Raw genomic sequence first — 26,859 nt, 5'->3', positions numbered from 1 at the left:
TCGCCTATACACTAACTTTATGTGAAGGAGTCTCTGAACGTGTCTGTCCAGCAGAAAAAGAAAAAGTGAATGCCAGATGGCATTCACTTTGATTTTTGTTGTTGTTTTTGTCTTCGCTTTTCTTTATCAATCGCTTCTTGGTATTGATCCTTCAATGTTCCATATGGCTTTGCACCCCGAAGGTGAGCCGCTCTGGATATTAGATGACTGGCAACAGGGGCAGTAAGAAAGATGAACAGAACACCCAGGATTAGTTTTCCGCTTATGATTCCATATTGGGTGTAATGGAAGATAAAAGCACCGATGAGGATCCCGGCGACACCAAGCGTTGAGCCTTTACTTGCTGCGTGAAGCCTTGTATAGATATCCGGAAACCGCAGGACGCCAACAGATGCAGTGAACATGATGAATGCACCTCCTGCCAAGAATATGATTACAAGTATATCCAGGATGATTTCAATCGCGTTCTGTATCAATTAAATCACCCTTTTCCAAATAGATTGCGATTGCTACTGTTCCGATAAATAACAGGATACCGATCAACAGTACGATATCATTGAAATTCGGTGTAATCAGGATGATGGCAAGCAGGGCAGCAAATGCCATTATATTCACACCTATGGCATCCAAAGCAACTGCTCGGTCAGCATTAGTCGGTCCTTTCATTACACGGATAATCAATAAGAGAATGGAGACACTCAGTACAATCAGGCAAATGATGGAGACAATCTGGACAATCGCAGCAAAATTATCTTGCAAAGCACTCATCTTGTCACCTCCATAATGTGTTTCTCAAAGCTATCTTTGATAGAGTGAACTGCTTCTTTCATGTCTACGATATCCATGGCGTGAATATAGAGCTCCTTCTTATCGGGGGAAACAGCAATGGTGACAGTTCCAGGTGTCAGTGTAATCAAGCTTGCTAATAATGTGATTTCCCAATCTGATTCCAATTCTGTTTCCAGTGTGAAAATGCCAGGATTGATATCCAGCCGCCTTGCATAGACAAGCTTTGTGATTTCTAAATTAGAAAGTAATAGCTCTTTGATAAATATCAACGCCAAAACCAGAATCTTGTAAACTCTACGTAAGTAGAACGGACCTTTCAGGAATCTGCGCAGCAGGAATAATAAGACGATACCGACAATATAACCGGTTACGAAGCCGGAAATGGTATATGATTCTCCGAGGAACATCCACATAAAGGCAATCAATACGTTTATACAAACTTGAAAAGCCATCTAACGTCCCCCTTTCAATACAAGATCGATATATTCCTGCGGATTAAGAAGATAGTCGGAAATCTGCTGAACAGTCGGCAGGATTGCTTCTGCACCGATCCCGAGAAATACAGTGAACAGCATCAGGAGTCCAGCTGGTAAAAGACTGCGTGCACTGTGACGTGTTTGTTGTTTTATTGCTTCTCCTTCTCCCCAGAAGATGCGGATAAAAGCTCTCACGATGGAAAGCAATATGAGTAAACTCGTTAGCAGCATAATGATGACTGTAGTTGTTTCACCTTTTTCAAAAGCACCTCGCACTAGGAGCAGCTTTCCGATAAAACCGCTGAACGGCGGCACACCTGCAAGCACAAGACCGGCTATGAAGAACATCCAGCCAAGGACAGGGTGTGAGCGTATCATGCCGCCCATTTTATTGATATCCGACGTGCCGGCGACAGCTGCAATAGTGCCAGCCAGCAGGAAGAGCGCTGCCTTTACGATCATATCCTGGAGCAGATAATAGATGCTTCCGCTAAGTCCATCATGATTGAAAATCCCGATTCCAACCAGCATGAAACCGATAGCAGGTATGATATTATAAGCGACTATTAATTTTATATTACGGGATGCCAAGGCGCCAATTACACCGAATAGCATGGTAAGATTACCGACCCAGATGAACAACTGATCCATAATTTCAGGCTGCTGATGGAAGATAAGTGTAAATGTTCGAATGAGAGAATATACACCTACCTTAGTCAAAAGTGCGCCGAATAAAGCAGAAACAACTGGATTCGGTACGATGTAGGAGTGCGGCATCCAGTAATAAAGCGGAAATGCAGCACCCTTGGTCGCAAAGACAAAGAATAGCAGTATGGCGACTGTCGTGATAATGCCTGGCTGATCAGAGGCTGCTGCCCGTTCTGCCAGCTGTGCCATATTAACTGTTCCTAGTACAGCATATATGTAGGAGACAGCCGTTACGAATAACATGGAAGAAAACAGATTGATCAATACATACTTAATTGATTCACGCAGCTGCACTTTCTTTCCACCATGGGTGATCAAGGCATAGGATGCCATCAGCAGTACTTCGAAGAATACGAACAGGTTGAACAAATCTCCTGTTATAAAAGCACCCGATACACCAGTTACAAGTAAAAATACGAATGTATAAAAATAGAAGCCTTCCTGTTCTTCTGAAACTGATGCTGGTGCGTACCAGACGACAGCCAGAAGAATGATAGAAGAGGTTAAAACAAGTAAAGTACTCAAAGGATCCAGTACAAGGATGATACCGTATGGAGCGCTCCAATCTCCAGCTTCTAATACTATGCTGCCGTCAACAAGGACTTTGTATAGAAGGAATCCCATTGTCATCAAATGGACAATGGCAAACAGCATTGCCAACCGTCTCGTAAGCAAGATCCGGTTATGGGTGAAAGCCAGTAAAATACCAGCTATGAATGGAATCAGTATTGGTAAAATAGCAAAATTAGTCATGATCATTACCTCTTAATTCTTCCATATTATCTGTGCCGTTCGTTTTGACTGCCCGATAAGCCAGCACAAGAAGCAAACTGGTGACACCAAAGCTGATAACGATGGATGTCAGGATCAGTGCTTGGGGCAGCGGATCACTATAACTCTCTGTGCCTTCTGTTAGAACGGGAGAAGAGCCGCGTTTTAATTTCCCCATCGTCAAGATGAACAAATGTGCTGCGTGTGACAAAAGAGCTGTGCCAATGATGATTCGCAGCAGTTGTTTTTGCAAAATATTATAAACGGCAAACCCGAAGAGGATACCTGCTAGTACGATCATTATGATTTCCATTAGCGATCCCCCTCTTTTTGGCGCAGTTTGATAAGAGAATAAATTCCAAGAGCAGCAATTGCTAATACAGTGATTTCAAATAATGTATCCAGACCCCGGAAGTCGACAAGGATGACATTGACGATATTATCTCCGCCTCCCAGTTTGTAGGAATACTTGACAAAGTAATCTGAGATGGAAGGGAATAGACGCTGACTGTAAGCAGCTAAGCCGACCAGCATCATCATTAGACCGCAAAGAGAGGCGATGATGATATTGGTTATTTTTTTGGAAAGTTTCTCTTTCCTTTCCCTTTTTATTTCCGGCAGATGTCGGAAGCATAGCAGGAACAAGACGACGGTGATTGTCTCGATACTAAGCTGCGTCAAAGCCAGATCGGGTGCGCGGAACAGGACAAACAAAATGGATAGCCCATATCCAACAACGCCCAAAATGATGACTGCTGTAAGCTTCTTCTGTGATACTGTGCTTCCGAATGCTGCAGCGATCATGATCAGTGCTACGGCAAGCTCCGGAAGGCTTTGAGGGAGTGAGACTGGTGAAGTATCAATGTTCCTCAAATCGAAAGAGTTTGTCCCGAATAAGATCAGCAAGGTCACAATCGAGATAACACTAATGATGATTGCATTGTACTGCCGGATAGAGCCACTGACGATACGGTCATTGAGTCTCTTAGTCTGATTTTCACTAGCTGATAGAAGCGAAGCATAAACAATATTTCCAGATAGCTTTCCAGGCAATACGTTGTATAGCCCCATCCAATATTTTCGAGTGATATAAAATAAAACACCTAAAACTACGACGATCAGAGACATAATCAATGCTGGTACGAAACCATGCCAGAAATGGATGCTATGCTCTTTCATTGCGTCCCCATAAACAGCATTTGCTGCCGGCTGAAGCAAATGGCGGCTGAACCAGTTAGGGAAGATACTGATTAATAAGACTCCTGACACGAGCAGGACAGGTGCTGCTAACATCCCGAATTTTGGATCATGGGCTTTTTCAGCAGTAGTTTTCTCTGCTTTCCCTGTAAATGTACGGAAGTAAAAGTACATGCTGTACACAAATGTGAAGATGCTGCCAGCAACTGCTGCATACGGTACGATATTGGCTAGTAAAGCTGCAAAATCTGATCCGAATGCACGATCGGCTGACAAATCCCAGGAGCTTGAGAAGAATTCCTCTTTACTATAAAATCCGTTCAAAATTGGTAGCGGCACACCCGCCATAGAGAAAGATGCAAGTATGCTGATTATGCCAGTGACCGGCATGAGCTTCCAAAGTCCGCCGAGCTTTCGGATATTGCGAGTTCCTGTTTCGTGGTCGATGATGCCCACCGCCATGAACAAACTTCCTTTGAATGTTGCGTGGTTAAGAATATGGAACATAGCAGCGAAGATAGCAGCTTCGGTTCCGTAACCAATCATGGCCATAATCATACCAAGCTGACTGATCGTGGAGTAAGCTAATATCCCCTTGAGATCTGTCTGCCTTACTGCCATATAAGATCCCCAGAACAAAGTGACCAGACCGATTATAGATACAGCAATGAAAAATGCTTCGCTTTCTTTAAATACAGGTGTGAAGCGGAGCAGCAGGAAAAGGCCGGCTTTAACCATTGTAGCGGAATGCAAGTATGCACTTACTGGTGTCGGAGCTTCCATTGCGTCTGGCAGCCAGATGTGGAAAGGGAACTGAGCAGATTTCGTACAGGCTGCTAGTAGTAACAGCACGACAATCAGCGGGAACCAATCACTTGCTAGTATAAGGTCACCTTGTGTTAGTATTTCCCGAATGCTCGTAGAACCGGTTACCAGGTGGAGAAGCACCAATCCACCGAGTAACGAGAAACCACCAAGAAAAGTGATTAGCATTGATTTGAGAGCGCCGTCTGTGGAAGCTTTTCTAGTGAACCAGAAACTGATCAAAAGGAAAGAAGATACAGAAGTGAGCTCCCAGAAGGTGTAAAGGGCATAAATATTATCAGAAGTGACAATACCGAGCATAGCTCCCATGAACAACAGCAAATAAACATAGAAGGAGCCTAGCCGTTCCTCAAGATTAAGATAAAAGATGGAATAAAATGCTACAAGAGCGCCGATTCCGCTAATTAGCAAGGCAAAGAAAAGTGCCAATCCATCAGTATAGAATGTTAAATCCAATCCAAGTGACGGTATCCAACTGTAACGATATAGTGTTTCGGTTTCCCCGCTAATCAGCAGAACGAGAAAATATAGAAAGATGGAGAGCGATGTAGCAAACACCGCATATCCGGTATGTATTCTGTATTTGAATTTCGCGATGAATGGGATGCACATTGCGATTAAAAATGGCATCAGAATGGCAACGATCATATTATGGCAGTCCTCCTCTTTAATATAAGGTTTAAATAGTTTCTACTATTTTATGCAATCACTAAAAATTCCTATACCCAATTGTAAAGTAATATAACCATACACTGCAACAAACATAGTTTACTTTAAGAAAAAAAGCCTTGCCGGAGCGGCAAGACTGAGGGAGACGATGTTTAGCTGGTATAACGGATCTTATGCGATAAGCCCCGTGACTGGATTTCTTTCTCTATTAGATGAATAAACTCTTGACTCAAGTGGAGTTCGTTCGCCTTGTGGTAAGATTCGATCAGCAATTCATCAGACAGATGTTCCATCTTGCATTCCTCCTGATTGGAGTTATCTTACTATCTTGCAGATCTTCTATGCGTGGGTTGGGGAGTTGATAAGTTATTAATAATGTATCACGAAAAAAATAGAGGGACAAGACGAGAGTTATCTACAGAAAACTGTTCATAACCTGTAGATAAAGTGTTTATAAATGTGCAAAATTGTTTCATGTTGCGGTTAATAATGTGGACATAGTTATCCACAGAAAAAAGTATGTAGAGATTTGTCGAAAGGTTTTGCTTCTGATTTCACGTCTAATGCATAAAAGATAGTCGAAAAAAAGAAGAACAATGAAAGATTTTTTTGAAACCGTAGCAAAAATGTCTTATGATGGGTAAGTAACTGTTGAAGTGTACGAGATCGGAGGAAATCCACAATGCTAAAGAAGTTCTTGCCGAACGAGCATGTGAAAAGCATTTTTGATATAAAGCCAGAGAAATTGAAAGCGCAAGGAATCAAAGGTATCATTACGGATCTGGATAATACCCTGGTTGCATGGGATGTTGCAGATGCTACGCCGGAAGTGACCAATTGGTTCAAGGAAATGCGCGCACATGATATTAAAATTACGATTATATCTAATAATAATGAGCAACGAGTGAAACTGTTTTCTGAACCTTTAGAGATTCCTTTCGTCTATAGCGCAAGAAAGCCGCTGGGACGTGCCTTCAAGCAGGCTGTCAAGCAGATGAACCTTCAGAAGGATCAGATTGTTATGATTGGTGATCAGCTCCTTACAGATGTATTAGGGGGCAATCTGGCCGGTTTCTATACGATCGTTGTGGTGCCAATCGTTAAAACAGACGGAAAAATCACCAGAATCAATCGGATGATCGAACGACGGATACTCAACTATTTCAGAAGAAAAGGAAAGATTACATGGGAGGAATGAATGTGGAAGAATTGATTTGCCAAGGCTGCGGAGCGCCGATTCAAACAGAGGACGCATCCTTGCCGGGCTATATCCCTGCATCAGCATTAGGGAAAAGCGATGAGGTCATCTGTAAGCGCTGCTTCCGGCTCAAGCATTACAATGAGGTCCAGGATGTTGCAGTGACTGACGATGACTTCTTTACGTTGATTAGTGAAATCAATAACAAAGATGGTATTGTCATCAAGCTCGTGGATATATTTGATTTTAACGGCAGTTTCATTTCCAGCATCAAACGGCTTGTCGGAGACAAACCGATTATTCTTGTTGGGAACAAAGTGGACTTGCTTCCAAAATCGACGAACCAGGAACGTGTTAAACAGTGGCTGCGCGGAGCGGCTAAAGAATATGGTATTCAAGTGGCGGATGTACATTTGATTTCTGCAAAACGGGGAATCGGAATGTCGGAGCTTGAAGATAGCATTCAAGAATTGCGTGATGGACAGGATGTATACGTTGTCGGCAGTACAAACGTCGGCAAATCAACATTCATTAACGCCTTGATCAAGCATTCAACAGGTATAAACGATGCTATCACTACTTCTTATTTTCCTGGTACGACGCTTGGATTCATTGATATTCCGCTTGATGATACAAGCTCCCTTTATGATACACCGGGGATTGTCAACCGCCAGCAGATTGCCCATTATGTGACGGATAAGGACTTGAAAACCATCACTCCGAATAAAGAAATTAAAGCACGCATCTTCCAATTGAACGATAAGCAAACGTTGTTCATCGGTGGTTTAGCGCGTATCGATTTCGAAAAAGGGGAACGCCAGTCATTTGTCTGCTATTTCTCCAACGCGCTCGATATCCATCGTACGAAGCTTGAGAATGCGGATTCGCTGTACGACCGCCAAAAAGGAGAATTACTTACACCTCCATATCAGGAGCAGCTTGAGCACTTTCCACCTTTAAAGAAGGCAGCATTCAGGATAAAAGATCAAAAAACGGATATTGTCATTCCAGGATTAGGTTGGATAACGCTGTCAGGTGAGCCTGCTTCGGTTACAGTCCATACACCAGAAGGAGTGCCGGCAACTATCCGCAGATCATTAATCTAAGGGGGAGCGAGAAGATGAAAATATTGAAGTTAGGCCTGATCGGCCATCCAGTGGAGCACTCTTTATCACCATGGATACACACACAATTCATGGAACAGGCTGGAGTCGAAGGGGAATACAAGCTATATCCTATCGAACCAGATGTTTTTGATGAAAAAATTACAGCATTACTGCAAAGCGGGATTGATGGCTTCAATATTACGGTTCCATATAAACAGCGCATCATCCCATTTCTTGATGAGCTCGATACAGATGCATCGAAAATCGGAGCTGTGAATACCGCAGTACGAAAGAACGGCAAATGGATCGGGTATAATACGGATGGATCTGGCTATGTGCGTGCATTGGAACAGGTGATTCCCTCGCAAGGATCCTTGCATGTGCTCATGCTTGGCGCAGGAGGAGCAGCTCGCGGAATATATCGTGCGCTGGTTGCAAATGGTTTCCGCTATGTTGATATCGCCAATCGTACAGTTTCTAAAGCAGAACAGCTGCTGCAGATACAGGAACCAGAAACGATTACGGAGATTTTGTCATATGAAGAAGCGCAACAGAAATTGGATAGCTATGATATCATCATACACACGTCAAGTGTTGGGATGAGTCCGTGTGATCGTGAGCAAATCATCCCGTTAGCCAATTTAAAATCTAATGCAGTGGTTAGCGATATCGTCTATAAACCGATTGAAACGATGCTGCTAAGGTCTGCCAAGCAGCAAGGAGCTACCATTCATCATGGCCATAGCATGCTTTTATATCAAGCACAGTACGCATTTGAAATCTGGTCAGGCGAACAAGTCGTGATCGGTGAATTATTGAATCAGCTGGAACAAAGATTAACGGAGGCATAATATGTTAACAGGTAAACAAAAAAGATATCTTCGCGCTCAAGCGCATCATTTGAAACCAATTTTCCAGGTAGGAAAAATCGGTGTGAACGATAACATGCTCGTACAGATTGGCGAAGCATTGGAAAAACGGGAACTAATCAAAGTGAGTTTGCTTCAGAATTGTTTGGATGAGAAAGAGGATGTTGCTGTAACAATTGAAGAGGGTACAGGTGCATCTGTCGTCCAAATCATCGGAAGTACGATCATCCTTTATAGAGAATCAGAAGATAATAAACAGATCAAGCTGCCGTAAAGGAGTAAGACATGAGAAAAGTCGGATTATTGGGAGGGACATTCGATCCGCCCCATCTCGGACATTTATTCATTGCACAGGAAGTCCAGCACAGACTGGGTTTGGATGAAGTATGGTTCATTCCTGCCCATGAAGCGCCGCATAAAGTAAAGTCCCATACCGATGCGGATCTGCGTCTTGAGATGGTACAGGCGGCAATTGCGGATAATCCAATTTTCCGTATGAATCCGATTGAGGTGGATCGTTTAGGCAAATCCTTTACATTTGATACAATAAAGCTGTTGCAGGAAATGCATCCGAATACTGCATTCCATTTCATCATAGGTGCTGATCTTGTGGAGAGTTTACACACATGGCATCGTATCGATGACTTGGTCGAGATGCTGACATTCGTAGGTGTCGGCCGGCCTGGATATGAGCTAGTGACAACTTATCCTGTCACCTATGTCGATATTCCGGAACTTGAGATATCCTCAAGTATGATCCGTGCACGTGTCGAACAAGGAGCACCTGTACACTATCTTATTACAGAGGCAGTGTTCGATATTATAAAGGAGCAAAAGCTGTATGCAGAGAGATAAGGCATTGGCGATCGTTGAGAAACAGTTAAAGAAACCACGGTATGAACATACTATCCGTGTAATGGATACAAGTATCAGACTTGCAAAGCAGTATGGTGCAGATGAAAAGAAAGCGGAGCAGGCGGCTATTTTTCATGATTATGCAAAGTATCGGCCACTCGAGGAAATGAAACGCTGGATCGAATCTGAACAACTGCCGAAGGACTTGCTGAATTATCACCATGAGTTATGGCATGGTCCGGTAGGAGCGCTTATGGTAAAGCGCGAAGTCGGTATTAGCGACCCTGAGATACTGCATGCCGTTACTGTACACACAACTGGATGTGTTGGTATGTCAGTACTTGATAAAGTCGTATTTCTTGCAGATTATATTGAACCGGGCCGTGCTTTTCCCGGCGTGGATGAAGTACGTAAAGTTAGTGAGGACAATTTGGATAAGGCGTGCTGGATGGCTTCTCGAAATACGATCAATATGCTCGTCTCGTTGAACCGAAAAGTATACCCAGACACGTTCCATGCTTATAATGATTTATTAAACTCTACTGGAGGTAATACTTAATGGAAACTATTGAATTAGCACAAATAGCAGCAAATGCCGCAGATGCGGTAAGAGGGGAAGACGTTGTCCTATTGGAAATGAAGGAGGTCTCCTTGATTGCTGATTACTTCATGATTTGTCATGGAACAAGTGAGCGTCAAGTGCAAGCTATCGCCAGACGAATCAAAGAGAAGGCTGAAGAAGCTGGTGTGGAAGTAAAGCGGCTTGAAGGAATGGAGCAGTCAAGATGGGTGCTTGTCGATCTTGGAGATGTTGTCTGCCATGTGTTCCACATCGATGAACGCAGATATTATAATCTAGAACGCCTGTGGGGAGACGCGCCGCAAGTGGAACCGGTATTCTCCCAAGAAAGCTAATGGCCGCATACGAGCGGCTTGCCGCCGTATATGAACGTCTGATGCAGGATGCGCCTTATGAGCCTTGGCAGCAGTTCATGCAGCAAATATTCCATAAACATGCGCAGATTGAGATCAATGAGATAGCCGATTTAGGCTGCGGAACGGGATATGTCACCAGGCAGCTGGCAAAGGCAGGCTATCATATGACAGGGATTGATCAATCCGAGAATATGCTTGCCTATGCTGCTTCCCGTGATACAAAACAGCAAGTGCGCTGGATACAGCAGGATCTGCGGGAGCTGGAGACAATCAAAGCAGATGCTGCAATCAGTATGTTTGATGTGGTCAACTATATTACGTCACCAGCTGATGTACAGCAAGCTTTCTCCCGGATATGGCAGATGCTTTCTCCTGGTGGTGTTTTCCTGTTCGATGTCCATAGCATACGGCATATAGAAGAGGACTTGGCAGGCGAGGTCTTTGCTGAAATTCATGATGATCTTTCATACACATGGTTCTGTGAAGCAGGCGAGGAAAAGGGAGAGGTATTTCACGACCTTACCTTCTTTACAAAGGAGGCAGACTCGGATAAATACGATCGTTTTGATGAATATCATCATCAGCGTACATATTCCATTGATACGTATATTTCCTGGCTTGAGGAAGCAGGGCTTCGTGTGTGCGGAGTATACGGTGATTTTGATATAGAACGGACAGAGCAATTGGAACAAGCAGACCGGCTGTTCTTTGCATGTTTGAAAAACCAGGAGGCATAATGCTGCTACCTGGTTTTTTTATGCAGGAAAAGCGAAATATGTGTCGAATTATTAGTTGTACAATCCCTTTTGAATTGCTTCCTTTTCCTCCCCGAACTTCCGGTGTGTTGCTTGAAACACCTGTGAAAACATCTCAGTTGTTTCCTTTTCGAGCACTGCAATACCTTCTCCTGTAATACCGCCCTTTACACAAACCTTTTTTATCAATTCATCCAACGTATAATGGCCATTTGCTAACAAAGTCCCGAGTCCAATTAGCATCTCTGAAGTTAAATGAGTGGCTTGTTCTTTACTGATTGCTGTTTCTGCCACTGCACCATCGATAAAGCGCTGCGCGAGGTAGCTGAAGAAAGCTGGTCCGCAGGAAACGATATCTGAGGCTACCCTCGTTATATCCTCTGGTATATAAAGCGGATTTGAATAGCTGCTAACTAAATCGATAAGTGCAGCTTTATTACGATTTGACAGGCTCGTTCCGAATGTCAGGAGAGTCGTGCCTGCTGCAGCTCTGTTCGTAATACTTGGAATTGCCCGAGCAACCTGACAAGGTACAAGTACTTCGAGGTCTTCGATTGAATACGGACTAGTGATGGAGACTAATACTTGGTCCGGCTGCAATAGAGAGTGGAGCTCGTGACATACGCCTGGCAAATGCGGCGGCCGTACACACAGAAACAATATATCAGCGTAATCCGCAATTCGGCTGGTGGAATCTGCTACATGTATTGAAGGGAATTTTTTCTTCAATTGTACAGCTTTATCAGCAGAACGGTTCAAAATCATAATATCTTCTTGAGAGATCGATCCGGAGTTTACCCATGTTTCCAGTAGCATGCCTCCCATATTGCCAACTCCGATTATTCCCCATTTCGTCATTCTAAACTCCTCCTCTGCTCATTTTCTGCTTGTTTCCCAGTTACGCTGTTACCCATTTTATGTTTAAAGGATATGAAATATGAAAGGAGGTTCAAGGTGCAAATAATTAAACAATATAGCTGGGCTATCATACTGGCTGCTGTAGCATGTGTTTTTTTAGTCATGTGGATTAGGGAGCCTAAAGGTGATGCTGCAGTGCAGCAGCTGGAAGAAGCTGAAATTCCTTCTGAGACGCAGTTGCTCACAGAAACACCAGCTGAAAATGAGTCTGTATCGGCTAATGCGTTGGTCATGGTAGATATAAAAGGAGAGGTACAGAATCCCGGTGTATACGAGCTTGCTCCAGACAGTAGAGTGGAAGAGGCGTTAGATGCAGCGGGCGGACTAACAGAGAATGCAGAGGAGCGAAGTATTAATCTTGCTCAGCGAGTGGCAGATGAACAGGTTATCTATGTTGCGGCTATCGGTGAAGAGGATGTACCTGTTCAAACAGCGGGTTCGAGTACTTCTTCAGCGAAAATAAATATTAATCAAGCAGACAGCAATGAACTTACAGAACTGAACGGCATTGGGGAAGCAAAGGCACAGGCTATCATTACCTTCCGTGAGGAAAATGGTCCTTTCACTTCTATCGAGCAGCTTACAGAAGTACCTGGCATTGGGGAGAAATCGTTAGAGAATATGAAGGAGCAGATCAGCTTGTAGAGCTGGTTGACGGATTAGAAGGGGGATTGTACACTAACTTTAGAAAAGGAAAGGTGGCGAAGCGTCATGGAACGAATCGCATGGAATCAATATTTTATGGCGCAAAGCCACTTACTGGCGCTGCGCAGCACCTGCCAGCGGCTGATGGTCGGTGCGACTGTTGTCCGCGATAAACGTATTATCGCCGGCGGTTACAATGGCAGTGTCACAGGCAGCAAGCACTGTGTTGATGAAGGATGTTATGTAATCGATGGTCATTGCGTACGAACAGTGCACGCAGAAATGAATGCTCTTTTGCAATGTGCGAAATTCGGTGTGCCGACCGAAGGGGCTGAAATTTACGTGACGCATTTTCCGTGTCTGCAATGCTGTAAAGCTCTGATACAAGCTGGCATCAGAACGGTTTATTATGCAAGTGATTATAAAAATCATCCATATGCTGTTGATCTCTTTGCTGAAGCTGGTGTCACAACAGAACAGGTGGAGCTTGATGCAGTCGTAGTGGATACGAAGCCACAAGAGACACGCAGTCTGATGGAAAAAGTCGTGGACAAGCTCAAGCAGTTGGACGATACAGAAAGTCAACAGCTCGCTGAAGAAGCTGCGTCTCGTTATCAACTCCCAAACAAAGAACAAATATGATTGGTAGATGGCATATTGTTGCGCTGGCAGCCCTTGGCGGGATGCTGGCGCATTCCTTACATTTTTCGGTACTGCTAGTCATACTTGTTTGGCTGAGCCTGTTATATTACACAAAACGTATCCAATTTCCGCTCCTGCTTCTGTCTTCGATTGCTTCTCTTTTATTTTTCGCCAACAGTATCCTCGGACAAGAGATGCCTCCCCAACTGCCGCTCGATGAGCCGATTCAGCTTACTTCCTCTATATCAGATCTCTCCGAAACAAAAGAACGAATTCAATTCACTGCAAAAGATGCTTCTGGTTCGGTCTCTATCCTGGTGACATATTTCAAACAAGAAGAACATGAAACTGTATCTGGTTTATCTGCTGGAGCTCAATGTGTCATTAATGGCAGTCTTGCACAGCCTGAACCTGCCACTAACCCAGGACAATTTAACTTTCAACACTATTTACGACAGCAAGGTATCTTTTATGAGTTAGAACTTCAGAATCTGGGGGATATCTCTTGTACTGGAACATCACAACTCGGTCAGTTGCTAAAGGCGCGAACTTCGTTTTTGCATAAAACTGATAAGATCCTTGATTCTCATACCGCTGCGTGGGTACAGGCGATGATAGCGGGGGAAGATAGCAATTTAGATGAGGAAACGGTGGAGCTGTTCAACCGCTGGAGCTTATCTCATATCCTTGCTATCAGCGGCATGCATATAGCATTATTTTCTGCGATCCTCTTCTTTCTCCTCACAAAACTACAAATTCTCACGATTGAAAAGACCTATTGGTTTTTATTTGTCTTCCTGGCTGTTTATCCTGTATTTGCGGGTGGTGAGCCTTCGGTATGGCGTTCTGCTTTAATGGTAATGCTCATTATGCTGCTTATGCGATTTAAGGTTAAGCTGCCGATTATTGATAGTATCAGTATAGTTTTCATACTTCTACTCGTACTCGATCCACATTATCTGTACCATATTGGTTTCCAATTTTCGTTTCTAGTCAGCTTGGCACTTTTATTGTCAGTCCGGTTATACACTGGTTCCTTTATCAGCGCACTGCTGGAAACAAGCCTATTAAGCCAGCTTGTCATCCTTCCTCTGCAGGTCTCCCAATTTTATTTCCTAAATCCATTGTCTGTTTTGATGAACCTTTTTGCTATTCCATTTTATACCTTTATTGCCATTCCGCTTTTATTGCTAATCAGTATTCTGCTGTATCCTTTGCCACGATTTGCTGCTATCCTCGGAGAAAGTTTTCGATTTATCAATGAATTAGTGATTCGCATTATCGAATGGATAGATAGTATAGCCTTTTATCCTTGGGTGACAGGGGAGCTTCCGATGGGTATCTCCCTGCTATATTTTTTAGTTCTTATTTTATTTTGTTCTGCATGGGAAGAAGGAAGGCGAAGAAAGGCTCTTTGGTATGGGGCTTTGCTCACCTCAATTCCGCTTGCGGCAGTATTGTTGCCGTATACAAGCAGTACAGGATATGTAACTATGCTTGATATCGGGCAAGGAGATGCGTTTGTCATTGAATTGCCTTATCGAAGAGGTGTTTATTTAATTGATGCTGCTGGCAGTATCGGAATGGACTTTCAGCCAACTGATAAGAATTTCGAACAAGTTATCAAACCATATCTGTATGAGCGAGGGATTGTTAAAGTGGATGGCATCTTTGCAACGCATGCAGATCATGATCATATCGGGAGTATCGGCAAGCTGACAGAGGAGTTGCATGTGGAATGGGTGCGTACATCGGTCTATTTTGACCGTTCAAAGGCTAACCTATGGAATTCGGATACAAAGATAATTCCTTGGAAAGTTGGAGAGATGATCCGTCTACCAGGCTGGGAAATTCAGCTACTGGCTCCTTTCCGCGATAAAAAGGATCCAAACAAGAATTCGCTTGTCATGTATACGATGCTAGGCGGGAAGAGCTGGCTTTTTACCGGGGATATTGGTAAAGAGGAAGAAAAGGAAATCATCCGGCGATATCCGTCTTTACGAGCAGATGTGTTGAAGGTTGGACATCATGGCAGCGATACATCGACTGACCGAGTATTTCTTCAGCATTTGAAGCCGGAGACAGCGCTAGTTTCTGCTGGAAGGAACAACCGATATGGTCATCCGTCTCCAGAGGTGGTGGATAGCTTGTTACAACAAAACATCCATATCTGGCGTACAGATACGGATGGGGCGGTCGTCTATGCCTTCTCAGGAAAGACAGGCACATTTAGCCCGTTCCTTCCATAAGATACGGTAGTTATAAATGAGGCAAATGAACTTACCAAAGGCAACAGTTACTTACCTCGATTAGCAAGAGTTGTCACCTATAACCTGAGTGCTATCAGGATAACCTAGAGGTAAGAAAACACCGCTTAGCGTTACAGCCTCCGGAGCTGGCTAACAAGAGCGTTCATATAGATTGGGGGGGAACATTCAATTGTTCTCCTCTGTTCCACCTTGCGTTAATTCCTATTTGCCGATACGATAAACAGTAGGATTACGTAGGAGTGAGAACATGTCATATACTGACGCTTTAAAAGCAATCAAGAAAAAGGATTTTTCACCTATATACTTACTATATGGTACGGAGTCTTATTTCATGCAGGATATAAAGGAAAAAATAGAGAAACAGTTCGCCCTTTCCGATGGAACAAATGTTTCCGTCTATGATTTGGAGGAAACCCCAATCCAGGAAGTCATTGCCGATGCAGAGGAATATCCTTTTTTCAGTGAACAAAAATTAATACTTGCTTATCATCCTTTCTTTCTGAAAGCAAAGCCGGATAAGTCCGCAGTGGACCATCGTTTGGAAAGCTTGGAGCAGTATGTAGAAAATCCAGCAGCATGGACGACACTCGTTTTGTTAGCTCCATATGAGAAGGTGGATGAGCGCAAGAAAATCATTAAAAGCATTAAAAAGACAGGACAAGCTGTCGCCTGTCTGCCGGTAAAAGAATGGGATTTATCAGATTGGATCGTTACGTTAAGCAAGGAGCATCAAATTGTGCTGGAGGATGAAGTCGCGGATTTGCTCATCCAGGAGGCTGGAACCGATCTTTCTATGCTGCGCGGAGAAATTGAGAAGCTTGCGCTCTATGCGGGTGAAGGAAGTAAAATAACTTTGGAGATTGCGGAATCACTTGTTTCCCATCAGCAGACAAGCTCTGGATTAAAGCTGGTTGACAGCCTAATGGCTGGTGACCTGGCGAAGGCGATTTACATCTTCCATGATTTGATCAAATTGAAGGAAGAACCGATTGCCTTGATAGCACTGCTTGCTTCCCAGTTCAGGACAATTCTGCATGTAAAGCTTCTGAAGCATAAAGGGTATAATCAAGCGAAGATGGCAGAAGTAACAAAGGTTCATCCATTTGTGATTAAGCTTGCTTTAAAGCGGGAAGCGCACTTCTCAGAAGAAGAATTGAAACATATTCTATTTCTAGCTGCCGAAACGGATGCAGATTTGAAGCAGGGACGTATGGAAAAGAACCTAGCGTTTGAACTTTTACTTCAGCAAATAGTGACAATACGAAAAAAAGCCCGGATGATTTAATAAACCGCCGGGCTTTTTTCTATTAAAAAACGATTCCTTCTAAAGGAATCGTTCTTCTAAGCATATTATGCGCCAATAGCGTTAACTTTTTTAGTCAAGTTAGACTTCTGACGGTTAGCTTTGTTGCGGTGGATGACACCACTTTGTGCAGCTTTATCAATTTTGCTTGAAGCTGTTAGAAGAGCTGTTTTAGCAGTTGCAGCATCGTTGTTGGAAACAGCTGTTTCCACGTGTTTCACTGCAGTACGCAAGTCGCTTTTCAAAGCTTGGTTTCTTAGACGGCTATCGTTGTTTACACGAACGCGTTTAATCGCTGATTTAATATTTGCCATGTTTGTTTCACCTCCGGCACATTTCATCTTACAACAAAAGCCATTGTACCAAAGCGGAGCGATGTTTTCAACAATTCTTTTCGCTGAAGGTGTCACTTTTCGTATGATTTGCTGTTAATCTGCTTATGCTAATGCTGACATTTGTGAAAAGTGGAGGGATGGTTTTGATTAAGCAGCTGCAAGTACGGACAGATTTAGCTATTGAAGCAAAGGATCTATATACATCGAGTGAACAGAAACAGGGAACGGCAGCAGGTATCTCTGTGACAGAGAAAAAAACAGAAGGTATCACCGTTAATTATGTACAAGTGAACGAAGAAGGATCAAAGCAGATAGGGAAGAAACCAGGTATCTATATTACGATTCATACGGATGCAATAAAGAATCAGGATACAAAACAGGAAGAAGAGACAGCGCTTGTACTTGCCAAGGAGCTGGAACAAATGCTGGCTGAAAACAACATTCCTACGGATGCGACTGGTTTGATAGTCGGACTGGGAAACTGGAATGTAACACCGGATGCTTTAGGACCGGAAGTGATTGAGAAAATCATGGTCACTAATCATTTATTCAAGCTGCAGCCTGAATCAGTGGAAGAAGGTTACCGGCCGGTTTCTGCAGTATCGCCGGGCGTAATGGGTACTACTGGAATCGAAACAAGCACCCTTATCCATGGGATTATCGAAAAAACGAAGCCAGACTTTGTCATAGCGGTGGATGCTTTAGCTGCTCGTTCGGTCAGTCGCGTGAATAGTACAATCCAGTTATCCGACACAGGCATCCATCCAGGCTCAGGTGTGGGCAATAAACGGAAAGAGCTGAGCAAAGAAACACTTGGTATTCCTGTTTTCAGTATTGGCGTTCCTACAGTTGTCGATGCGGTGACAATTACGAGTGATACTATCGATTACCTCTTCAAGCATTTCGGCAGAGAGTGGAATGAGAAGGATAAGCCTTCTAAAGCACTTGTACCTGCAGGTATGCGATTTGGGAAAAAGGAACTTACAGAAGAAGATCTGCCGAACGAGGAGCAGCGGCAGGCAATATTCGGAATGGTTGGCGGTCTTGCTGAAGAAGAGAAACGTCAGCTAATTCATGAAGTGCTGACGCCGCTTGGGTCTAACCTTATGGTAACACCGAAGGAAGTAGATGGGTTTATTGCCGATATGGCTCATGTCATTGCAGCTGGCATTAATGGCGCTCTTCATGAAAAGGTCAATCCGGCAAATCTCTCGGATTACACACGCTGATTTCTTTCAGAGGTTCTACTTCAAGCTTCTCTCTCATAGATTCTAGTAGAGTTCAACTAGATTCAAAAAGAGAGGAGCTTCTTTCTTGGGAAAAAAGAAGAACAGCTATAAGCGAAAGCGTTCAGGCGTACTTTTCATATATAAGCGGACACTCATACTTGTCGGCTCCATCCTTTTTCTATTAACTGGTATAGCGGCGCTAACTTCCGCTGGACCGGCATACCGGCTGTCCTCTCAAGCGATCACAGAATGGACAAGGCAGCTAGACAGCAGCATTTATCTGCATATACTCGGTAACGAAAACAAGATTTTCGAAAGTGTTAGACCAGAAGAAGCTCCTTCAATCCAACTTTCAGCCGTTCTTATGCAAATGCTGACAACAATTAAACCGGATGACCCGCGCACATTGCTCGGTTCCGAGATTCCAGGCTTCTCTTTATATGAAAACCAGATCGTCATTGCGGGAGAAGGGACAAACTATACGAACCTGCCAATTGAGTCGGCTCAGCCAGATCATGTTATCGAGGAAGAGCCAACAGAAGATAAGGAAGAAGAGACACCGCCAGAAGAAGCTCAGAATCCACCTGAGGATAGTCAAGAACAAAAAGATGAGGAGCCTGCACCTTCAACGGGTGATAAAGATGTTGTTTATATCTATTACACGCATAATCAAGAGTCTTATTTGCCGTCGTTGGATGCAGAACAGAAAGACAATGCTTATAACAAAAATGCTAATGTCACCGATGCTGGTGAGGCGATGGCGAAACGACTGGAAGAGCTCGGTATCGGTACGATAGCTGACCAGACAGATATAGGAGCTATTCTAAATGAAAATGGCATGGCTTACCACCAATCTTATGATGCTTCAAGAGGAGTAGTTGAAGCTGCTGTAGCTGAAAATAAAGATGTTTCCTTCGTTTTCGATATTCATCGGGATAGCTTGCAACGGAAAGACACCACCAAAGAGATCGACGGTAAAACATATGCAAAGGTCGTATTCGTCGTCGGTGCGGAGAATAAAGAATATGAAAAGAACTTGAAGCTGGCATCGGATCTGCACAAGAAGATTGAAGAGAACTATCCCGGCTTAAGTAGGGGTGTCATCACGAAAAAAGGTGCAGGGGTCGACGGCGTTTATAATCAGGATGTTTCTGACAAAGCAGCTCTTCTGGAAATAGGGGGAGTGGAGAATACATTGGATGAAGCAACACGGACAGCAGAATTGTTTGCGGAGATATTTGCGGATTATTACTGGGAAGCAGAAAAAGTTCAAGGAGGACAAGCGGAATGAAATATGTAGTGGTTGTTCTGACGATGCTGACATTGTTCTTTGGCGGTATTTTAATCGGGATGGAAAAAGAGGATGCGCAGCTGGCAGAGCAGCCGCCCGCTGTGCAGCAGCAGGAAGGACAGCTGACTGCATCTTCCTCATTTGAGGGTGTAAAAAGTGAACCGGTGCTTGAAAATACAGCACCTGTTTCGGATGAAGGAGCAGATAGCTCCATCGTCCAGCAGCTGGCAAGCGGACTTGGAAGTCTATTCACAGGTATCTGCTCTGTCATCATTACAGCGATTGAACAGCTTTCCGTTGCTTTGTTCGGCTGAGGCAAAAGCGCTTAAAAACATTGAATAAACAGGGCGCAATTGCTATAATCAATGCTAGTTATTGTTACGGTTGCTTCTTAATAGGCAGCTTCGGACAATTTAGGAGTGATTTTGATTGGTAGAGACAAACAGACGAAATCAGCAGCATGTGCGGAATTTCTCGATCATTGCACACATCGATCACGGGAAGTCTACACTGGCTGACCGTATTCTGGAGAAGACGAAAGCTCTTACTGCGCGTGAAATGAAGGCGCAGTATTTGGATGCGATGGATTTGGAAAGAGAGCGCGGCATTACAATCAAGCTGAATGCAGTGCAACTTGAATACGAACGGGAAAATGGTGAGACATATATATTCCATTTGATAGATACACCGGGACATGTCGATTTTACATATGAGGTATCCCGGAGTTTGGCAGCCTGTGAAGGTGCCATCCTTGTAGTGGATGCTGCTCAGGGTATCGAAGCCCAAACATTGGCCAATGTTTACTTGGCGATGGATAATGACTTGGAAATCATCCCGGTCATCAATAAAATCGATTTACCGAGTGCCGACCCAGATCGGGTTAAACAGGAAATCGAGGATGTTATTGGAATCGATGCGAGTGACGCAATTCTAGCATCAGCTAAAGCAGGAATCGGTATAGAAGAGATTTTAGAGGCAATTGTCGACCGGATTCCGCCACCGAAAGGGAATGAGGAAGCGCCGTTAAAAGGGCTGATCTTTGACTCTTTGTATGATTCCTATCGCGGTGTTGTTGCGTATACGTGTATAAAAGAGGGTTCAGTAAAAGTAGGCGACAAGATCCACATGATGGCTACAGGCAAGGAATTTGAAGTCAATGAGGTCGGTGTGTTTAATCCGTCACCAGTTAAAAAGGACGAGCTAGTCGTTGGTGATGTCGGCTATTTAACTGCCTCTATTAAAAACGTAAGTGATACGCGAGTAGGGGATACCATTACATTAGCTGATAATCCAGCCAGTGAGGCACTTCCCGGCTATCGCCGCTTGAATCCGATGGTTTATTGCGGCTTGTTCCCAGTTGATGCGAGCAACTACAATGATTTGCGTGAAGCACTGGAGCGATTGGAGCTGAACGATAGTTCCTTGCAATATGAAGCTGAGACATCCCAGGCACTTGGCTTCGGATTCCGCTGTGGTTTCCTTGGTCTTTTGCACATGGAGATCATCCAAGAACGGATCGAACGTGAATTCAATATTGATTTGATCACGACAGCACCAAGTGTTATCTACAATGTCGTCATGACTGATGGCAGCGAAGTTCGAGTCGACAACCCGGCGGCTTTGCCAGATGCACAATCACGTACGGAAGTGCAAGAGCCATATGTAAAAGCTACAATCATGGTACCGAATGATTATGTTGGTACAGTCATGGAGCTATGCCAGAAGAAACGCGGTGATTTCCAGGACATGCAATACTTGGACGATGTCCGTGTAAATGTTGTATACGAAATCCCGCTTTCTGAGATCGTGTATGACTTCTTCGATCAGCTGAAATCCCAAACTAAAGGATATGCAAGCTTCGATTATGAACTCGTAGGTTACAAGGCATCTGATCTGCAGAAGATGGATATTCTTTTGAATGGCGACACGATAGATGCTCTATCCTTCATCGTACACCGTGATTTTGCTTTCGACCGCGGTAAAGCAATAGTAGAAAAACTGAAGGCGTTAATCCCGCGTCAGCAGTTCGAAGTACCAGTCCAGGCTGCGATCGGAAATAAGATTGTTGCCCGTTCCAATATTAAAGCGATGCGTAAGAATGTCTTGTCCAAGTGTTATGGAGGAGATATATCCCGTAAACGTAAATTACTTGAAAAGCAAAAAGAAGGTAAGAAACGGATGAAGATGGTCGGTTCCGTGGAAGTTCCACAAGAAGCGTTCATGGCCATCCTGCAAATGGACGACGAATAAATAACAGACAACCCTTGTCCTTAATCAGACAAGGGTTTGTCATTGCGGAAGGAGGCAGCATGATGAACGAAGTGAAATCCGCTTATATTCATATACCTTTCTGTGAACAACTTTGTCATTACTGTGACTTTACGAAGTTTTTCTATCGTGAAGATAGTGCAGATGAATATGTAGAAGCATTACGGAAGGAAATAGAGCATTATATTCCGAATAGACAGCAAATGAACACGATTTTCGTTGGCGGAGGTACACCTACGGCATTAAATATGCAGCAGCTGGAGCATGTACTGAAGAGTGTTGACAGTGCATTTGATGTTCACGCAGCTAGAGAATATACATTCGAAGCAAACCCTGGGGACTTATCATTAGAGAAGGCAAAGCTGCTTAAGCATTACGGGGTGGATCGAATCTCCCTTGGCGTTCAAGTGTTTGATGATAAACTGCTGGAGGCCATCGGCCGTGTCCATCGAGTCAAACATGTATATGAAAGTCTTGATCTGTTAAAACAGGCTGGCTTTGACAATATTAGTATCGACTTGATATATGCACTGCCGGGACAAACTTTGGAGCAGTTTGGGCATACTGTGGAAGAAGCCCTGCAGTTCGATTTGCCGCACTATTCTTCTTACTCACTTCAGATTGAACCAAAAACAGTATTTTATCAGCGTTACAAAAAGGGTACATTGAAAAAGGCGCCGGAAGAATTAGAAGCAAATATGTACAATCTGCTGCGCGATGAAATGAAGGCGCATGGCAGAGAACAATATGAGGTAAGTAATTTCGCGCTGCCGGGCAAGGAAAGCCAGCATAATCTTGCATACTGGAATAATGATTTCTACTATGGACTTGGTGCAGGGGCTCATGGATACTTGCCAGGACGTCGCGTTATCAACATTCGTCCACTCCCTGCTTATCTGAAGCAAGCGAATGAAAATGGTATTCCTGTTTTACATGAGGAGCCGATTGGCCGTAAAGAGCGCATCGAGGAAGAACTTTTCCTTGGACTTCGGAAGAAAACCGGAGTGAATAAAGTAAGTTTCCGTAACAAATTCGGTATCGAACTCACAGATGTTTATCGTAAACCACTGGATCTGCTGATAAGCAAAGGCTGGCTCATAGAGGATGCTGAACATGTTGCCATGACCGAAGATGGATTCTTGTTCGGAAACGATGTATTTCAAGAGTTCCTTTTAGAAGAAGAACCGGCAAGAGTTTCGAATTGACAATTTTTCTAGGCTTTGTTACCTTATATGTATATTTAGCACTCCCCATAAACGAGTGCTAATCGAGGTGATGATCATGCTGACAGAAAGACAGCTGCGTATCCTTCAGGTTATAGTCGATGATTTCATTCAAACGGCGCAGCCGATCGGTTCGCGTGCTATCTCCAATAAGCAGGATGTTGCCTATAGTGCAGCAACGATTCGTAATGATATGGCTGAATTGGAGCAGTTTGGCTTGATCGAGAAGACGCATACCTCATCCGGAAGAATACCTTCCGAAAAGGGCTATCGCTTCTACGTGGATCATCTACTGACACCGTTTCATTTGTCGCGCCAGGATACGTCAGCAATCAAACAGACATTTTCGACGAATATTCGTCAGATGGAAGAAGTCGTACAGCAATCCGCCGCTCTGCTTTCAGAGCTGACCAACTACACTAGTATCATCTTGGGACCGGAAATGCTGGAGACAAAGCTTAAGCATATCCAGATTCTGACTTTATCCGACTTTAGTGCTGTCATGATTTTAGTAACAGACACTGGTCATGTGGAACATAAATCCTTCCGAATACCGGATGGGATGGACCATGCTGAAATGGAAAAGGTAGTGAATATCCTGAATGACCGTTTAGCTGGGGTACCGCTTATGATGGTGCCTGGCAGACTCAAGTCGGAAGTACAGGAACTGCTTAAGCAGCACACCGTCCATTTTGATACAATGTTCGCCTATCTGCGCTCGTTCATGGAAACGGAACAGCCGCTCAAGCTATATTTTGGCGGCAAAACAAACATTCTGATGCAGCCCGATTTTCAGGATTTGAATAAGCTGCGAAGCCTATATACAATGATTGAGGAAGAAGGCGAGACGATTGCACGTCTACTCAAGGGAGAACAGAATGGTCTGCATGTTTCCATCGGCACAGAGAACAAGCTGAGTGCGATGCAGGATTGCAGTTTTGTCACTGCGAGTTACACAGCTGATGGCATACACATGGGAACCGTTGCCTTGCTGGGTCCAACCAGAATGGAATATTCCCGGGTAATGTCGTTGATGCACGTATTAACGAACAAACTGACCAGCGCTTATCAGGACTGGCAGAAATGAGTTGAATATGGCTTGCTTCACAGCAAGCCTTTCATATAAGCAATGCTTTTCAGGAGGTGACCATCATGGCAAATGAAGAAAAAGAAAAAGTGAATGAAACCGAAGAGCAGGAAGCTGTTGAAGCAGAAGTGATTGATGCAGCCCCATCTGAGGAATCCGAAACTAACAATGAAGGCAGCGAACAACTAGCACAGCTCGAGCAAGAAAAAAACGAGATGTACGACCGTCTGCTTCGCTTGCAGGCTGAGTATGATAACTTCCGCAAGCGTACACAGAAGGAAAAGGAAGCTGCCAGCAAATATAGATCTCAGGATTTGGCGGAAGCTTTGCTTCCAGTTGTCGACAACTTGGATCGCGCCCTTCAAACTGTTCAGGATGAAGAAGCGAACAAAGGTTTCGTCGATGGTATCCGCATGGTACATCGTCAATTATTAGATGCTTTCGAAAACCAAGGTATCGAAACTATCGAAACAGTTGGACAGACTTTCGATCCGCATTTGCACCAAGCAGTCATGCAGGTGGAAAATGACGAATACGAACCAAATACTGTCGTACAGGAATTGCAAAAAGGCTATAAGCTGAAAGACCGTGTCATTCGACCGGCTATGGTTCAAGTGAATCAATAAAGCACTACATATGCTGTAGAGGAGGAAAAATACAAAATGGGTAAAATCATTGGTATTGACTTAGGTACAACAAACTCTTGTGTGTCCGTAATGGAAGGTGGAGAAGCTCGCGTTATCCCGAACCCGGAAGGTAACCGAACAACTCCATCAGTTGTAGCATTCAAAAACGGAGAAAGACAAATTGGTGAAGTGGCGAAGCGTCAGGCAATCACGAACCCGAACACAATCCAATCCATTAAACGTCATATGGGTACAGATTACAAAGTGGAAATCGAAGGCAAATCTTACACACCTCAAGAAATTTCTGCAATCATCTTGCAGTACATTAAATCTTTCGCTGAAGATTATCTAGGTGAAACTGTTGATAAAGCAGTTATCACAGTTCCGGCATACTTCAACGATGCAGAGCGACAAGCAACGAAAGATGCTGGTAAAATTGCAGGTCTTGAAGTAGAACGTATCATCAACGAACCGACAGCAGCAGCGCTTGCTTACGGTATCAATACAGAAGAAGATCAAACAATCCTTGTATATGACCTTGGCGGCGGTACATTCGACGTTTCCATCCTTGATATTGGCGATGGTACTTTCGAAGTAGTTTCTACTGCAGGTGACAACCGTCTTGGCGGTGATGATTTCGACCAAGTGATTATTGATCATCTTGTAGCGGAATTCAAAAAAGAGAACGGCATTGACCTTTCTAAAGATAAAATGGCAATGCAACGTTTGAAAGATGCCGCTGAAAAAGCGAAGAAAGATCTTTCAGGCGTTACGCAAACACAAATTTCCCTTCCGTTCATCACGGCTGGTGCAGAAGGTCCGCTTCACTTGGAGCTTGCTCTATCTCGTGCTAAATTCGATGAGATTTCTGCTGATTTGGTTGAGCGTACAATGGGACCTACTCGTCAAGCGCTTCGTGATGCAGACCTTTCTGCAAGCGAAATTGACAAAGTTATCCTAGTTGGTGGTTCTACTCGCATCCCAGCTGTTGTAGAAGCAATTAAAAAGGAAACTGGTAAAGATCCTTCTAAAGGAGTTAACCCGGATGAAGTAGTTGCACTTGGTGCAGCAATTCAGGGTGGTGTCCTTCAAGGTGATGTGAAAGACGTCGTACTTCTTGACGTTACTCCACTTTCCCTAGGTATCGAAACAATGGGCGGCGTGTTCACGAAATTGATCGAACGCAACACGACAATTCCGACAAGCCACTCCCAAGTATTCTCTACTGCTGCTGATAATCAGACAGCTGTTGATATCCATGTTCTTCAAGGTGAGCGTGAAATGGCTTCTTACAATAAAACACTTGGTCGTTTCCAATTGACGGATATCCCGCCAGCACCACGTGGTGTACCGCAAGTTGAAGTATCTTTTGATATCGACTCCAATGGTATTGTAAACGTACGTGCGAAAGATCTTGGCACAAACAAAGAACAATCCATTACAATCAAGTCTTCTTCAGGTCTTTCTGATGAGGAAGTAGAAAAAATGGTAAAAGAAGCAGAAGATAATGCTGAGGAAGATAAAAAACGCCGCGAAGAAGTAGATCTTCGCAACGAAGCTGATCAGCTTGTCTTCCAAACAGATAAAACATTGAAAGATCTTGCTGAAAATGTTTCTGAAGAAGATAAACAAAAAGCAGAAGCAGCAAAAGAGGAACTTAAAAAAGCGTTGGAAGGTTCCGACTATGAAGACATCAAAGTGAAAAAAGATGCGCTTTCCGAGCAAGTTCAAGCATTGTCTGTAAAATTGTATGAGCAAGCAGCACAGGCTCAGCAAGCACAGCAAGAGCAAGGTGGAGAAAAAGCAGACGACGATGTCGTAGATGCTGATTTCGAAGAAGTAAACGACGATAAAGACAAAAAGTAAGA

The 26,859-nt window shown here is 43.8% G+C and carries 29 protein-coding genes; 20 read left to right on the top strand and 9 right to left on the bottom strand.

The window, feature by feature from the left end:
• Positions 1–83 precede the first annotated feature (83 nt).
• The 7 genes from mnhG to CHH48_RS04615 all read right to left on the bottom strand — a co-directional run bounded on the left by mnhG (position 84) and on the right by CHH48_RS04615 (position 5,728).
• Positions 84–476, bottom strand: a complete 393-nt coding sequence (gene mnhG, locus CHH48_RS04645; RefSeq protein ID WP_245840312.1) for a monovalent cation/H(+) antiporter subunit G — start codon at positions 474–476, stop codon at positions 84–86.
• Complete coding sequence (locus CHH48_RS04640) at positions 457–768, bottom strand: Na(+)/H(+) antiporter subunit F1 (RefSeq protein ID WP_095218164.1); 312 nt, start codon at positions 766–768, stop codon at positions 457–459. Before CHH48_RS04640 ends, mnhG begins: the two co-directional genes overlap by 20 nt.
• On the bottom strand, positions 765–1,241 hold the full coding sequence (locus CHH48_RS04635; RefSeq protein ID WP_095218163.1) for a Na+/H+ antiporter subunit E: 477 nt from the start codon (positions 1,239–1,241) through the stop codon (positions 765–767). Before CHH48_RS04635 ends, CHH48_RS04640 begins: the two co-directional genes overlap by 4 nt.
• Positions 1,242–2,726 (bottom strand): Na+/H+ antiporter subunit D, encoded by a 1,485-nt coding sequence (locus CHH48_RS04630; protein ID WP_095218162.1) that lies wholly within the window; start codon positions 2,724–2,726, stop codon positions 1,242–1,244.
• Complete coding sequence (locus CHH48_RS04625) at positions 2,719–3,057, bottom strand: Na(+)/H(+) antiporter subunit C (protein WP_095218161.1); 339 nt, start codon at positions 3,055–3,057, stop codon at positions 2,719–2,721. The genes CHH48_RS04630 and CHH48_RS04625 overlap by 8 nt, the downstream gene beginning before the upstream one ends.
• The gene (gene mbhE / locus CHH48_RS04620) at positions 3,057–5,414 is read right to left on the bottom strand and encodes a hydrogen gas-evolving membrane-bound hydrogenase subunit E (RefSeq protein ID WP_095218160.1); all 2,358 of its coding nucleotides are present in this window, start codon (positions 5,412–5,414) and stop codon (positions 3,057–3,059) included. The genes CHH48_RS04625 and mbhE overlap by 1 nt, the downstream gene beginning before the upstream one ends.
• 173 nt (positions 5,415–5,587) lie before the next feature.
• Entirely contained in the window at positions 5,588–5,728 is a 141-nt protein-coding gene (locus tag CHH48_RS04615; protein WP_038561505.1) for a sporulation histidine kinase inhibitor Sda, read from the bottom strand.
• A 389-nt stretch (positions 5,729–6,117) separates the two neighbouring features.
• Between CHH48_RS04615 and CHH48_RS04610 the strand changes: the two genes are divergently transcribed.
• From CHH48_RS04610 to CHH48_RS04575, 8 genes are read left to right on the top strand one after another with little or no spacing between them, the layout of a single operon-like run.
• Positions 6,118–6,633: a YqeG family HAD IIIA-type phosphatase gene (locus tag CHH48_RS04610; protein ID WP_038561502.1), complete on the top strand. Its 516-nt coding sequence runs from the start codon at positions 6,118–6,120 to the stop codon at positions 6,631–6,633.
• A 2-nt stretch (positions 6,634–6,635) separates the two neighbouring features.
• Positions 6,636–7,739: a ribosome biogenesis GTPase YqeH gene (gene yqeH, locus CHH48_RS04605; protein ID WP_095218200.1), complete on the top strand. Its 1,104-nt coding sequence runs from the start codon at positions 6,636–6,638 to the stop codon at positions 7,737–7,739.
• 14 nt (positions 7,740–7,753) lie between these two features.
• Positions 7,754–8,590 carry a shikimate dehydrogenase gene (gene aroE / locus CHH48_RS04600; RefSeq protein WP_095218159.1) on the top strand — a complete coding sequence of 279 codons (837 nt, stop codon included), beginning with the start codon at positions 7,754–7,756 and terminating at the stop codon, positions 8,588–8,590.
• Position 8,591: 1 nt separating this feature from the next.
• The gene (gene yhbY / locus CHH48_RS04595; RefSeq protein WP_095218158.1) at positions 8,592–8,882 is read left to right on the top strand and encodes a ribosome assembly RNA-binding protein YhbY; all 291 of its coding nucleotides are present in this window, start codon (positions 8,592–8,594) and stop codon (positions 8,880–8,882) included.
• Between the two features lie 11 nt (positions 8,883–8,893).
• On the top strand, positions 8,894–9,463 hold the full coding sequence (locus CHH48_RS04590) for a nicotinate-nucleotide adenylyltransferase (RefSeq protein ID WP_095218157.1): 570 nt from the start codon (positions 8,894–8,896) through the stop codon (positions 9,461–9,463).
• Entirely contained in the window at positions 9,450–10,022 is a 573-nt protein-coding gene (gene yqeK, locus CHH48_RS04585) for a bis(5'-nucleosyl)-tetraphosphatase (symmetrical) YqeK (protein ID WP_095218156.1), read from the top strand. Before CHH48_RS04590 ends, yqeK begins: the two co-directional genes overlap by 14 nt.
• Positions 10,022–10,378 (top strand): ribosome silencing factor, encoded by a 357-nt coding sequence (gene rsfS / locus CHH48_RS04580; protein WP_095218155.1) that lies wholly within the window; start codon positions 10,022–10,024, stop codon positions 10,376–10,378. Before yqeK ends, rsfS begins: the two co-directional genes overlap by 1 nt.
• Positions 10,378–11,136, top strand: coding sequence for a class I SAM-dependent DNA methyltransferase (locus CHH48_RS04575; RefSeq protein ID WP_095218154.1), 759 nt, complete (start codon positions 10,378–10,380; stop codon positions 11,134–11,136). Before rsfS ends, CHH48_RS04575 begins: the two co-directional genes overlap by 1 nt.
• Positions 11,137–11,187: 51 nt before the next feature.
• Here CHH48_RS04575 and comER read toward each other — a convergent pair whose 3' ends face one another.
• The gene (comER, locus tag CHH48_RS04570) at positions 11,188–12,012 is read right to left on the bottom strand and encodes a late competence protein ComER (RefSeq protein WP_095218153.1); all 825 of its coding nucleotides are present in this window, start codon (positions 12,010–12,012) and stop codon (positions 11,188–11,190) included.
• Between the two features lie 96 nt (positions 12,013–12,108).
• Here comER and CHH48_RS04565 point away from each other — a divergent pair, with 96 nt between their 5' ends.
• The 4 genes from CHH48_RS04565 to holA all read left to right on the top strand — a co-directional run bounded on the left by CHH48_RS04565 (position 12,109) and on the right by holA (position 16,914).
• Positions 12,109–12,717 carry a ComEA family DNA-binding protein gene (locus CHH48_RS04565; protein ID WP_175072936.1) on the top strand — a complete coding sequence of 203 codons (609 nt, stop codon included), beginning with the start codon at positions 12,109–12,111 and terminating at the stop codon, positions 12,715–12,717.
• A 66-nt stretch (positions 12,718–12,783) separates the two neighbouring features.
• Complete coding sequence (locus CHH48_RS04560; RefSeq protein ID WP_095218151.1) at positions 12,784–13,359, top strand: ComE operon protein 2; 576 nt, start codon at positions 12,784–12,786, stop codon at positions 13,357–13,359.
• Positions 13,356–15,608 carry a DNA internalization-related competence protein ComEC/Rec2 gene (locus CHH48_RS04555; protein WP_095218150.1) on the top strand — a complete coding sequence of 751 codons (2,253 nt, stop codon included), beginning with the start codon at positions 13,356–13,358 and terminating at the stop codon, positions 15,606–15,608. The genes CHH48_RS04560 and CHH48_RS04555 overlap by 4 nt, the downstream gene beginning before the upstream one ends.
• A gap of 268 nt (positions 15,609–15,876) precedes the next feature.
• On the top strand, positions 15,877–16,914 hold the full coding sequence (holA, locus tag CHH48_RS04550) for a DNA polymerase III subunit delta (protein ID WP_095218149.1): 1,038 nt from the start codon (positions 15,877–15,879) through the stop codon (positions 16,912–16,914).
• Positions 16,915–16,979: 65 nt separating this feature from the next.
• Here holA and rpsT read toward each other — a convergent pair whose 3' ends face one another.
• Positions 16,980–17,246 (bottom strand): 30S ribosomal protein S20, encoded by a 267-nt coding sequence (gene rpsT / locus CHH48_RS04545; protein ID WP_095218148.1) that lies wholly within the window; start codon positions 17,244–17,246, stop codon positions 16,980–16,982.
• Positions 17,247–17,404: 158 nt separating this feature from the next.
• Here rpsT and gpr point away from each other — a divergent pair, with 158 nt between their 5' ends.
• From gpr to dnaK, 8 genes are all read left to right on the top strand, one after another.
• Positions 17,405–18,496, top strand: coding sequence for a GPR endopeptidase (gene gpr / locus CHH48_RS04540; RefSeq protein WP_095218147.1), 1,092 nt, complete (start codon positions 17,405–17,407; stop codon positions 18,494–18,496).
• An 85-nt stretch (positions 18,497–18,581) separates the two neighbouring features.
• Positions 18,582–19,787 (top strand): stage II sporulation protein P, encoded by a 1,206-nt coding sequence (gene spoIIP / locus CHH48_RS04535; protein WP_095218146.1) that lies wholly within the window; start codon positions 18,582–18,584, stop codon positions 19,785–19,787.
• A complete protein-coding gene (locus CHH48_RS04530) occupies positions 19,784–20,101 on the top strand; it encodes a hypothetical protein (protein WP_095218145.1) in 318 nt (105 codons plus the stop codon). The genes spoIIP and CHH48_RS04530 overlap by 4 nt, the downstream gene beginning before the upstream one ends.
• A gap of 115 nt (positions 20,102–20,216) precedes the next feature.
• Complete coding sequence (lepA, locus tag CHH48_RS04525; protein ID WP_095218144.1) at positions 20,217–22,037, top strand: translation elongation factor 4; 1,821 nt, start codon at positions 20,217–20,219, stop codon at positions 22,035–22,037.
• 62 nt (positions 22,038–22,099) lie between these two features.
• Complete coding sequence (hemW, locus tag CHH48_RS04520) at positions 22,100–23,260, top strand: radical SAM family heme chaperone HemW (protein ID WP_095218143.1); 1,161 nt, start codon at positions 22,100–22,102, stop codon at positions 23,258–23,260.
• A gap of 76 nt (positions 23,261–23,336) precedes the next feature.
• Entirely contained in the window at positions 23,337–24,365 is a 1,029-nt protein-coding gene (gene hrcA / locus CHH48_RS04515; protein WP_095218142.1) for a heat-inducible transcriptional repressor HrcA, read from the top strand.
• A 65-nt stretch (positions 24,366–24,430) separates the two neighbouring features.
• Entirely contained in the window at positions 24,431–24,991 is a 561-nt protein-coding gene (gene grpE, locus CHH48_RS04510; protein ID WP_095218141.1) for a nucleotide exchange factor GrpE, read from the top strand.
• Between the two features lie 36 nt (positions 24,992–25,027).
• Positions 25,028–26,857 carry a molecular chaperone DnaK gene (gene dnaK, locus CHH48_RS04505; protein ID WP_095218140.1) on the top strand — a complete coding sequence of 610 codons (1,830 nt, stop codon included), beginning with the start codon at positions 25,028–25,030 and terminating at the stop codon, positions 26,855–26,857.
• Positions 26,858–26,859 lie beyond the last annotated feature (2 nt).

Source organism: Terribacillus saccharophilus, assembly GCF_002272075.1.
GTDB lineage: Bacteria > Bacillota > Bacilli > Bacillales > Amphibacillaceae > Terribacillus > Terribacillus saccharophilus_A.
The sequence above is the reverse complement of the archived record's forward strand: the minus strand, read 5'-3'. Positions and strand labels throughout refer to the sequence as shown.